The organism is Streptomyces sp. 150FB (assembly GCF_000818195.1).
Classification (GTDB): Bacteria; Actinomycetota; Actinomycetes; order Streptomycetales; family Streptomycetaceae; genus Streptomyces.
In genome coordinates this window covers 3148491-3158081 of sequence record NZ_JTHL01000001.1, presented here as the reverse complement: position 1 = coordinate 3158081, position 9591 = coordinate 3148491, and the positions used below count along the sequence as shown (strand labels likewise).

Genomic DNA, 9591 nt, shown 5'->3' with positions numbered 1-9591 from the left:
GGGGTCATTCAGATCAGAGATATCGGAGATAGCGGCGGTCGGCACCCCTTTGATTTCCGGTGCTGCCGCCGCACCCGCCTCAGAGCCGGCCCGCTGCCTTGAGCGCCAGATACGCGTCGGCCAGAGCCGGGGCGAGCTTCTCGGGAATCGCGTCCACGACTGTGACGCCGTGGCGTTGCAACTGCTCTGCCGTACGCCGACGTTGTGCCTGGGTCTGGGCGGCCGCCGCAGCCTCGTAGACGCCCTCCAGCGTGCCTCGTGCGGCGCTCATCTCTTCGATATGAGGGTCGGCGACCGCGGCGACCAGCACCGTGTGGCGCTGGGTGAGCTGCGGCAGTACCGGCAGCAGTCCCTCTTCGACAGCAGCGGCGTCGAGGCTCGTCAGCAGCACCACGAGAGAGCGGCGTGGGGCGTTCTTGAGCGTGGCGGACGCCAGGCCGCGTGCGTCCGTCTCCACCAGTTCGGGTTCGAGCAGCGCGAGCGCGTTCACCATCGCGGGCAGGACGTCGGCCGTGGTGCGGCGCTGGACCTGGGCGCGTGTGCGGCGGTCGTAGGCCAGCAGACCCACCCGGTCGCCGGCGCGTGAGGCGAGCGCGGTGAGCAGCAGCGAGGCGTCCATGGCGGCGTCGAGACGTGGGACGTCGCCCACCCGGCCCGCCGAGGTGCGGCCGGTGTCGAGCACGATGAGGATGTGCCGGTCGCGCTCCGGACGCCAGGTCCGCACGGCGACCGACGACTGGCGTGCCGTGGCCCGCCAGTCGATGGACCGTGTGTCGTCACCGGGCACGTATGCGCGGAGGCTGTCGAACTCGGTGCCTTCGCCCCGGAGCATGACGCTGGTACGGCCGTCCAACTCCCGTAGCCGGGCCAGCCGGGACGGCAGGTGCTTCCGGCTGGTGAACGGCGGGAGCACGCGCACGGTCCACGGCACCTCGTGGTTGCCCTGCCGGGCGGCCAGGCCCAGCGGTCCGAACGAGCGTACGGTGACGCGCTCCGCGTGGCGGTCGCCACGGCGGGTCGGACGGAGATGTGTGGTGAGGCGCCGGCGTTCACCCGGCGGAACGTCCAACTCGTGCCGTGACGCCCGCTGTTCGGTGCCCGCGTGCCAACTGCTCGGTGGCCAGGCGTCGCGGAGCCCGGCACGCAGGCGGCGTCCGGAGACGTTGGTGACGGTCAGATGGACGTCAGCGCTCTCGCCGAGTCGAACGGACGTATCACCAGTTCGGGTGAATTGGAGCTTTCGCACTGGCGCGGCCAGCGCGTAGTCGCACAGAATTACGACGACGAGCAGCCCGTCGACAGCGAAGATCCCCGTCCAGCTCGGGATGGAGATGCCGACGAGGAGAGAGCAGAGCGCGGCGACGAGCGCTGTTCGTCCGGTGAGGGCCACGGGGTGGTGTCAGCTCCTCATCGGGGCACGGGGACATGGGCGAGGATCGCGGTGATGACGGAGTCGGCGGTGACTCCCTCCATCTCCGCCTCGGGGCGCAGTTGGACGCGGTGGCGGAGTGTGGGCAGCGCCAGGGCCTTCACATCGTCAGGGGTGACGTAGTCGCGACCGGTGAGCCAGGCCCAGGCCCGTGCGGTGGAGAGCAGGGCCGTGGCGCCTCGCGGGGAGACGCCGAGGGTGAGCGAGGGGGAATCGCGAGTGGCACGACAGATATCGACGACATAGCCCGAGATCTCGGGCGAGACAGCGGTCTTCGCGACCGCGGCGCGAGCCGCCTCCAGATCGGCCGGCCCCGCGACGGGGCGTACCCCCGCGGCCCGGAGGTCACGCGGATCGAACCCGTCTGCGTGCCGGGACAGGACATTGATCTCGTCCTCGCGGGACGGCAGCGGGACGATCAACTTCAGCAGGAAGCGGTCGAGTTGGGCCTCGGGGAGGGGATAGGTGCCCTCGTACTCGACCGGGTTCTGCGTGGCGGCGACCAGGAACGGGTCGGGGAGCAGGCGAGGGGTGCCGTCGACGGTCACCTGTCGCTCTTCCATCGCCTCCAACAGCGATGACTGGGTCTTGGGCGGCGTGCGGTTGATCTCGTCGGCCAGCAGCAGATTGGTGAAGACAGGACCGGCCTGGAAGGAGAACTCAGCGGTCCGGGCGTCGTAGACGAGCGAGCCCGTGATGTCACTCGGCATCAGGTCAGGGGTGAACTGGACGCGCTTCGTGTCGAGTTCGAGAGAGGCGGCCAGTGCCCGCACCAGGAGGGTCTTCGCGACACCGGGGACTCCTTCGAGCAGGACATGGCCCCGGCAGAGGAGGGCGACAACGAGCCCCGTGACAGCGGAGTCCTGGCCGACCACCGCCTTCGCGATCTCGGTGCGCAGGGCCTCCAGGGAAGCGCGGGCGCTGTCCGAGTCCACAGCGGTCTCTGGGGTCGGGGCACTCATGAGGTGCGTACCTCTCTTTCGAGGGCGTCTAGGTGGTCCGCCAGGCGGATGAGAGCGGCGTCGTCGGCCGGGGCCGCGCCGAAAAGCAGGGTGGGGAGGTCACGTTCGGCGCCCGGGAGCCGCGCCGAGACAGCGGGGAGCAGGGTCTCGGGGGCGTGTGCCTGGGTGGGAGGTACGCCGAGGAGCGGTGCCAGCCGGTCGCGGGTGGCCGTGCGCAGAACATCGGCCGCGCGGTCCCTGGCGTTGGCCTTGCGGTAGAGCCTGGCGCGGCCCTCGGTGGACTCCGAGGCACGGACGGCGACCGGGAGCCGTTCCGTCACGAGCGGGCCGAGCCTGCGGGCGCGCCAGAGCGCCGCGAGCACCGCGGCGAGGAAGAGCTGCAACGTGCCCCAGAGCCAGCCGGGAGGGATCAGGGCGAAGAAGCCGCTCTGGCCGCTCTCGTCGGCGGCGGAGGCATCACTGAGCGAAGGGAGGTACCAGACAAGATGAGGACGGGAACCGAGAAGGCCGAGCGCCAGCGAGGCGTTGCCCTGTTTGGCGAGGCGTTCGTTGTAGAGGAGGTCGGGCGAGCCGAGCAGCACCGTGTCACCTGTGCTGCCGGCGACCCGGAGGAGGGTCGGTGCGTCCCCGCTCGGGTAACAGGCGTCGACGCCGGACGCATCGGTGCTGTACCGCTCGCCGCCGAGGTCTGCGGTGCCGGCCTCGCCCGCCGTGGCGAGGGAGCAGTGCGGCGCACGCGCGGCGACAGGCACCGGGCTCTCGGCCCGCACCCCGGGGGCCAGGGTGCTGACCGAGGGAGGTCCAGCGCCGAGGAGCACGGTGCGGCCTCCCGAGGAGACCATTGTGGCGCGCAGGGTGCGTTGCTGACTGGCGGTCAGCAGGTCGGGGGCGGTCACGAGGAGCGTGGTCCCCGGGCCTGCGGCGGAGGTGGCGCTGTCGAGTGTGGTGACGACATCGAGCGACACTCCGCTGTTCTTGAGCAGTTCGGCCACGGCGCGGCTGCCGATCGGGTCGGCGGAGCGCGGGTCGAGCCGGCCGTGCCGTTCCCCGGAGCCCAGAGCGGCCATGACGATCCCGGCGATCAGGAGCACAACGAGCACGAGCAGCGGACCTCGGAACCGGGTCCAGATCTGCCGGGCGGAGGGAGAGGTGGAGGTCGAGGCGGGGGTAGAGGCGGGGGTAGAGGCGGCGGTGGACACGGACGTCATCCGGGCTGTCCTCCGACCGTGGCGCTCAGCCGGGGTTTCGCGCGGCCCAGATCGAGGTCCAGCTCCCGCAGGCGCAGATATGTCCGCTGGTCCGCGGCCCGGCCCCCGTATGTGACGTCGTCGAACTCGTGCGCCGCGGCCCGCAGCCGAGCGGCCTGTTCGGGGAGAGGCAGGCCGGCTTCGGCGGCGGCCTCGGCCGCGGTGCGGCCGGGACGCGGGTCGAGCAGGGCCCGTTCCTCAAGGGAGCGGACGACGGCGCGCATCCGTTCCTGGACGGCCTCGTTCCAGCGGTGGGCCTCGGCGTGTGTCTCGGCGGCGGCCCGGTGCTCGGCCGCGCTGCGCGGACCTGTCTCGAAGAGCGAGCCCGCGACGGCGACCCCCGGGCGGCGCGGTGTGCCGAGTCGCCACCAGAGCACGGCGACCAGCGCCGCGATGATCAGGAGGGCGACCACGATCCCGAACACACCCCCGGGTGTGAGACCGGAGACGGAGCCGAGGAGGTCGCTGAACCACCGCATGAAGGCGTCGATGGCGCGCTGGAGGAGGTTCGGGTCGTGCTCGTGGTACATGGGCTTGGACAACTCCCGCTCCGCCGCCTCGCGGGCGGGTATGCGGGAGGTGTCCACCGGTATGTCGTCGCTGGTACGGATCATCAGCCGCGACATGGTCGCGCCCCCCGTGATGAACACCGCATCAGCTCCTGGAGACGTCGTCGCCGGGCGAGCCGGGGCCGTGGACCGGCACACCGGCGGCGCGCGCGAGGTCGAGGTCGAGGGCTTCCCGCCGGATGCGGCGGTCGATGTAGAGAAGGACGGTCACACCGGCGTTGATGGGAAGAGTGATCGAGGAGGCGATCACCGAGCCGATGCCCGTGATGATCAGGTAGACCCAGCCGTAGTCGGGTACGTCGCCCGAGAGCAGGCTGCTGAAGCTGAATCCGTCGGCCGCCATGGCGACGAGGCTGAAGGGCACCCCGATGATCAGCGTGACCAGCAGAGTGATCAGGTAGGCGAGGCAGAGGACGCCGAAGACCCTCCACCAGGAGCCCCGCACCAGCTTCGCGGAGCGGCGCAGGGACGCCATGACGCCTTGCCGTTCCAGCATCAGGGCCGGGGAGGCGAGGGCGAAGCGGATCATCAGCCACAGGACGACAACAAGGCCGCCCAACGCGCCCAGCGTGACGAGTCCGACTCCGGCGAGCGATCCCACGAGGATGCCAGGCAGTACGCAGACGGCCAGGATGGCGGCGGCCATCACCGGCAACAGCAGGGTCAGCCCCAGCAGTTGGGGGAGCCGGGGCTTGGCCTCCAGCCACGCCTCCTTCAGCGTCACGGGACGCCCCAGCACCGAGCGGCTGATCACCATGGTGAGGACCGCCGTGGTGAAGAGCGTGCCGATCAGTGTGATGAGCATGGTGGGGGCGAGAGAGAGAAGGCTCGACTGCATGGACCTGGCGGCCTGGTCCAGCGCCTCCGACGGGCCCGCGTTCGGATCGAGGTCCGGGGGTTCCGGGAGCAGGTAGCGCGTGACGAGCATCTGGCAGATCTGGGTGACCACGGAAACGCTGACGGTGACACCGAGCACCGTGCGCCAGTGGGCACGCATGGTGGAGACCGCGCCGTCGAGGATCTCGCCGATCCCCAGCGGGCGCAGCGGGATCACGCCGGGCTTGGCGGCCGGCGGCGGCCCCCAGCCCGGGCCCCTCTGACCTCCCCAGCCGGGCGCTCCGCCTCCGCCGGGGCCGCCGTACTGGCCGGGCGCCTGCCGTGGGGCCGGCGGTGCCGGCTGGGACCACTGTCCGGCCGGGGGCTGGGCCTTGGACCACTTGGAGGGAGAACCGGTCTCGTCGGCGGGGCCGGCGGGCCTGGGCACGCCGGCGTTGTTGTCCTGGCCGTCGGACGGGGCAGATCCGGGCGAGGCCCAGCCCGGAGTGTCGTTCACGGTGGTCCACCTCGTGGATTGGTTGCGGGGCCCGCTCGGCGAGTCGGCGCTTCGACAGCGTCTGTTCGGGGAGCGGTGCGGCGGGTCGGCAGCCATCGTGCCACGCGTTGCCCGGCGGTGGGCCTGGCCCTGTGCACAAATAGCACCATCGGTACCGCCGTCCGCACCGCGGTCCGTACCGGGGGCGGGGTCCGCCGGTCCGGGCGGGGGCGATATCTCCGTATCCGCCTTCTTCCCGCCTTCATTGTGGTGGCGGTAGCGGGCAGACTGGGCGGATGGCTGATCAGTACGTACAAACGCCTGTCGGCGCGGAGTCCTCGATGCTCCCCTCACTTCGCTGGGACGAGCCACCGGAGGGGCCGGTACTGGTCCTCCTCGACCAGACAAGGCTTCCTGCGGAGGAGGCCGAGTTCGTCTGCACCGATGTACCGGCGCTGGTGCAGGCGATCCGGACGCTTGTCGTACGCGGCGCCCCGCTGCTCGGCATCGCGGGTGCCTACGGGGTGGCCCTCGCCGCGGCGCGGGGCTTCGACGTCGAGGACGCGGCGGAGATCCTGGCCCAGGCGCGGCCCACCGCGGTGAACCTCGGCTACGGAGTGCGCAGGGCGCGTGACGCGTACCGCGCAGCCGCCGACGCGGGGGCGGATCTGGAGCAGGCGGCGGCCGCCGCGCTCGCCGAGGCCAAGGCGCTGCACAGGGAGGATGCCGAGGCCAGCGCGCAGATGGCCACGTTTGGGCTTACGCTCCTCGATGAACTGCTGCCTGGTGGCAACCATCGGATCCTGACCCACTGCAACACCGGGGCGCTCGTCTCCGGAGGGGAAGGCACCGCTTTCGCCGTGGCACTGTCGGCGCACCGCGCCGGCCGGCTGCGTCGTCTGTGGGTGGACGAGACCCGTCCGCTGCTCCAGGGCGCCAGACTGACGGCGTACGAGGCGGCTCGCAACGGGATGGCGTACACATTGCTCACGGACAACGCTGCTGGTTCGCTCTTCGCCGCGGGGGAGGTGGACGCCGTTTTCATCGGCGCCGACCGCATCGCGGCCGACGGGTCGGTGGCGAACAAGGTGGGAAGCTACCCGCTCGCCGTCCTCGCCAAGTATCACCATGTGCCGTTCGTCGTGGTGGCTCCCACCACGACGATCGACCTGAACACCCCCGACGGGGCGTCGATCGAAGTGGAGCAACGACCGGGGCAGGAGGTGACGGAGGTCACGGCACCGCAGATGGCGGTGGCCGGAATGGAGACGGGCAGTGGGATGCCGGTGGCGCCGCTGGGAACGCAGGCGTACAACCCGGCTTTTGACATCACGCCCCCAGAACTGGTGACGGCGATCGTCACCGAGTACGGCGCGCTGTCCCCGGTGACCGGGGACGGAATCGCGGCGCTGTGTGCCAGGTCACGCCAGGTAACGATTAGCTAATGGGATGATGTCGATATGAAGGGACGCGTCCTTGTCGTCGACGACGACACCGCACTGGCCGAGATGCTCGGGATTGTGCTGCGTGGTGAAGGGTTCGAGCCGTCGTTCGTCGCAGACGGCGACAAGGCACTTGCCGCCTTCCGTGAGGCCAAGCCGGATCTGGTTCTGCTGGATCTGATGCTTCCCGGCCGGGACGGTATCGAGGTGTGCCGGCTCATCAGGGCCGAGTCCGGAGTGCCCATCGTCATGCTCACGGCCAAGAGCGACACGGTCGACGTGGTGGTGGGTCTTGAGTCCGGGGCCGACGACTACATCGTCAAGCCGTTCAAGCCGAAGGAGCTGGTGGCCCGGATCCGGGCGCGGCTGCGGAGGTCGGAGGAGCCGACGCCGGAGCAGCTCGCCATCGGCGATCTGGTCATCGACGTGGCGGGTCACTCCGTCAAGCGTGAGGGGCAGTCGATCGCCCTGACGCCGCTCGAGTTCGATCTGCTTGTCGCGCTGGCGCGTAAGCCGTGGCAGGTGTTCACGCGTGAGGTGCTCCTGGAGCAGGTGTGGGGATACCGGCACGCGGCGGACACCCGGCTGGTCAACGTGCATGTCCAGCGGCTCCGCTCCAAGGTCGAGAAGGACCCCGAGCGGCCGGAGATCGTGGTGACCGTCCGTGGTGTCGGTTACAAGGCAGGACCGAGCTGACATGTCCGGCGGCAGCGCTGCTCCGAAGCCCGGGGAGCCGGGAGTCCGTGCGGGGCTGCCGGCCGGTTCCGGGCGTCCGTCCTCGTGGTTCAGCCGGCTGTTTCAGGGCGGTCGGCTGCTCCAGGACGGTACGCCCGGCGGTCCCGTCGTGCGCCTTGTCGTGCGGTGGGTGAGGCGTCCGCTGCTGCCGGCGGCACGGCTGTGGCGGCGGAACATCCAGCTCCGCGTGGTCGCCGCCACGCTGTTCCTGTCGCTCGGTGTGGTGCTGCTGCTGGGGTTCGTGGTCATCGGGCAGGTGCGCAACGGCCTGCTCGAAGCCAAGGAGAAGGCCGCGCAGAGCCAGGCGGCCGGCGGGTTCACCGTGGCCAAGGAGACGGCGGACGCCGCGGCCGCGCCCGGTGGGCAGGACGACGGCGGCGCGGGCGGCAGGCCCGGGCGTAACTCCTGGCGGACCGAGCTGGTCGAACAGCTCGCCAGCGGCGGGCCCGGCGCCTTCAACGTGGTGGCGCTGAGCGCCGACTCGCAGGAGGGGTCGTCCACCAAGCGCGCGCCCAGGGCCTCCGGCGGGGTCGACTTCACGAGCATTCCCGACGACCTGCGCTCGTCGGTCGCCGAGGGCACGGGCCAGTTCGAGACGTACGCCCAGATCCGGTACACCGATGCCACCGACGCCAGAGACCCGGAACCGGGTCTGATCATCGGCAAGCGGCTCAACGACGTCGACGGCAACGCGTACGAGCTGTACTACCTCTTCCCGCTGACGCAGGAGGAGCAGTCGCTCAACCTCGTCAAGGGCACGCTCGCCACGGCGGGACTCTTCGTGGTCGTGCTGTTCGGCGGCATCGCGTGGCTGGTGGTGCGGCAGGTCGTGACGCCCGTACGGATGGCCGCCGGGATCGCCGAGCGGCTGTCGACAGGGCGTCTCCAGGAGCGGATGAAGGTCACCGGCGAGGACGACATCGCGCGTCTCGGCGAGGCCTTCAACAAGATGGCGCAGAACCTCCAGCTCAAGATCCAGCAGCTCGAGGAGCTGTCCAGGATGCAGCGGCGCTTCGTCTCCGACGTCTCGCACGAGCTGCGGACGCCGCTGACGACCGTACGGATGGCCGCCGACGTCATCCATGAGGCGCGGGTCGACTTCGACCCCGTGACGGCCCGCTCGGCGGAGCTGCTCGGGGACCAGCTCGACCGCTTCGAGTCGCTGCTCTCGGATCTGCTGGAGATCAGCCGCTTCGACGCGGGGGCCGCCGCGCTGGAGGCCGAGCCGATCGACCTGCGGCAGGTCGTACGGCGGGTGATCGGCGGCGCCGAACCGCTGGCCGAGCGCAAGGGCACCCGGATCCGGGTCGTCGGGGACGAGCAGCCCGTCATAGCCGAGGCGGACTCGCGCCGGGTGGAGCGGGTGCTGCGCAATCTGGTGGTCAACGCCGTGGAGCACGGCGAGGGCCGGGATGTCGTCGTACGGATGGCGGTGGCGGGCGGGGCCGTCGCGATCGCGGTCCGCGACTACGGGGTGGGGCTCAAGCCCGGCGAGGCCACCCGGGTATTCAACCGCTTCTGGCGGGCCGATCCGGCGAGGGCGCGTACCACCGGCGGTACGGGGCTCGGCCTGTCGATCGCCGTCGAGGACGCGCGGCTGCACGGCGGCTGGCTCCAGGCCTGGGGCGAGCCGGGCGGCGGATCCCAGTTCCGGCTGACCCTGCCGCGTACGGCGGACGAGTCGCTGCGCGGTTCGCCGATACCGCTGGAGCCCGAGGATTCGCGGCGGGGCCGCGAGAGCCGGGCGTCGGGGGAGCTCATGGAGAACGCGCACCGGCTGGCGAGTGTGCCGGCCCAGCCGGGGACGGACCGTTCGGCGCTGCCGCCCCGGGCGCCCCTGCCGCCCCGTACGGCGCCCTCGGCGGGTGCGGTGGACCCGGCGGCCCTGCCGGGCA

8 protein-coding genes are annotated in these 9591 nt (G+C 71.1%); 3 read left to right on the top strand and 5 right to left on the bottom strand.

What is annotated here, in order from left to right:
- Positions 1 to 79 precede the first annotated feature (79 nt).
- From QR77_RS13385 to QR77_RS13365, 5 genes are read right to left on the bottom strand one after another with little or no spacing between them, the layout of a single operon-like run.
- Positions 80 to 1390 carry a DUF58 domain-containing protein gene (locus QR77_RS13385; RefSeq protein WP_040021910.1) on the bottom strand — a complete coding sequence of 437 codons (1311 nt, stop codon included), beginning with the start codon at positions 1388 to 1390 and terminating at the stop codon, positions 80 to 82.
- 17 nt (positions 1391 to 1407) lie between these two features.
- Positions 1408 to 2391 carry a MoxR family ATPase gene (locus tag QR77_RS13380; RefSeq protein ID WP_040021909.1) on the bottom strand — a complete coding sequence of 328 codons (984 nt, stop codon included), beginning with the start codon at positions 2389 to 2391 and terminating at the stop codon, positions 1408 to 1410.
- Entirely contained in the window at positions 2388 to 3599 is a 1212-nt protein-coding gene (locus tag QR77_RS13375; protein ID WP_040021908.1) for a DUF4350 domain-containing protein, read from the bottom strand. Before QR77_RS13375 ends, QR77_RS13380 begins: the two co-directional genes overlap by 4 nt.
- Positions 3596 to 4288, bottom strand: a complete 693-nt coding sequence (locus tag QR77_RS13370; protein ID WP_107068926.1) for a DUF4129 domain-containing protein — start codon at positions 4286 to 4288, stop codon at positions 3596 to 3598. The genes QR77_RS13375 and QR77_RS13370 overlap by 4 nt, the downstream gene beginning before the upstream one ends.
- 4 nt (positions 4289 to 4292) lie before the next feature.
- Positions 4293 to 5540, bottom strand: coding sequence for a glycerophosphoryl diester phosphodiesterase membrane domain-containing protein (locus tag QR77_RS13365; RefSeq protein WP_040021907.1), 1248 nt, complete (start codon positions 5538 to 5540; stop codon positions 4293 to 4295).
- A 275-nt stretch (positions 5541 to 5815) separates the two neighbouring features.
- Between QR77_RS13365 and mtnA the strand changes: the two genes are divergently transcribed.
- The 3 genes from mtnA to mtrB form a co-directional block, all read left to right on the top strand.
- Positions 5816 to 6964, top strand: a complete 1149-nt coding sequence (gene mtnA / locus QR77_RS13360; protein WP_040021905.1) for an S-methyl-5-thioribose-1-phosphate isomerase — start codon at positions 5816 to 5818, stop codon at positions 6962 to 6964.
- A gap of 15 nt (positions 6965 to 6979) precedes the next feature.
- The gene (mtrA, locus tag QR77_RS13355; protein ID WP_040021903.1) at positions 6980 to 7657 is read left to right on the top strand and encodes a two-component system response regulator MtrA; all 678 of its coding nucleotides are present in this window, start codon (positions 6980 to 6982) and stop codon (positions 7655 to 7657) included.
- 1 nt (position 7658) lies between these two features.
- Positions 7659 to 9591, top strand: a 1933-nt coding sequence (mtrB, locus tag QR77_RS13350) for an MtrAB system histidine kinase MtrB (protein WP_040021902.1), incomplete at its 3' end; no start/stop codon positions are given.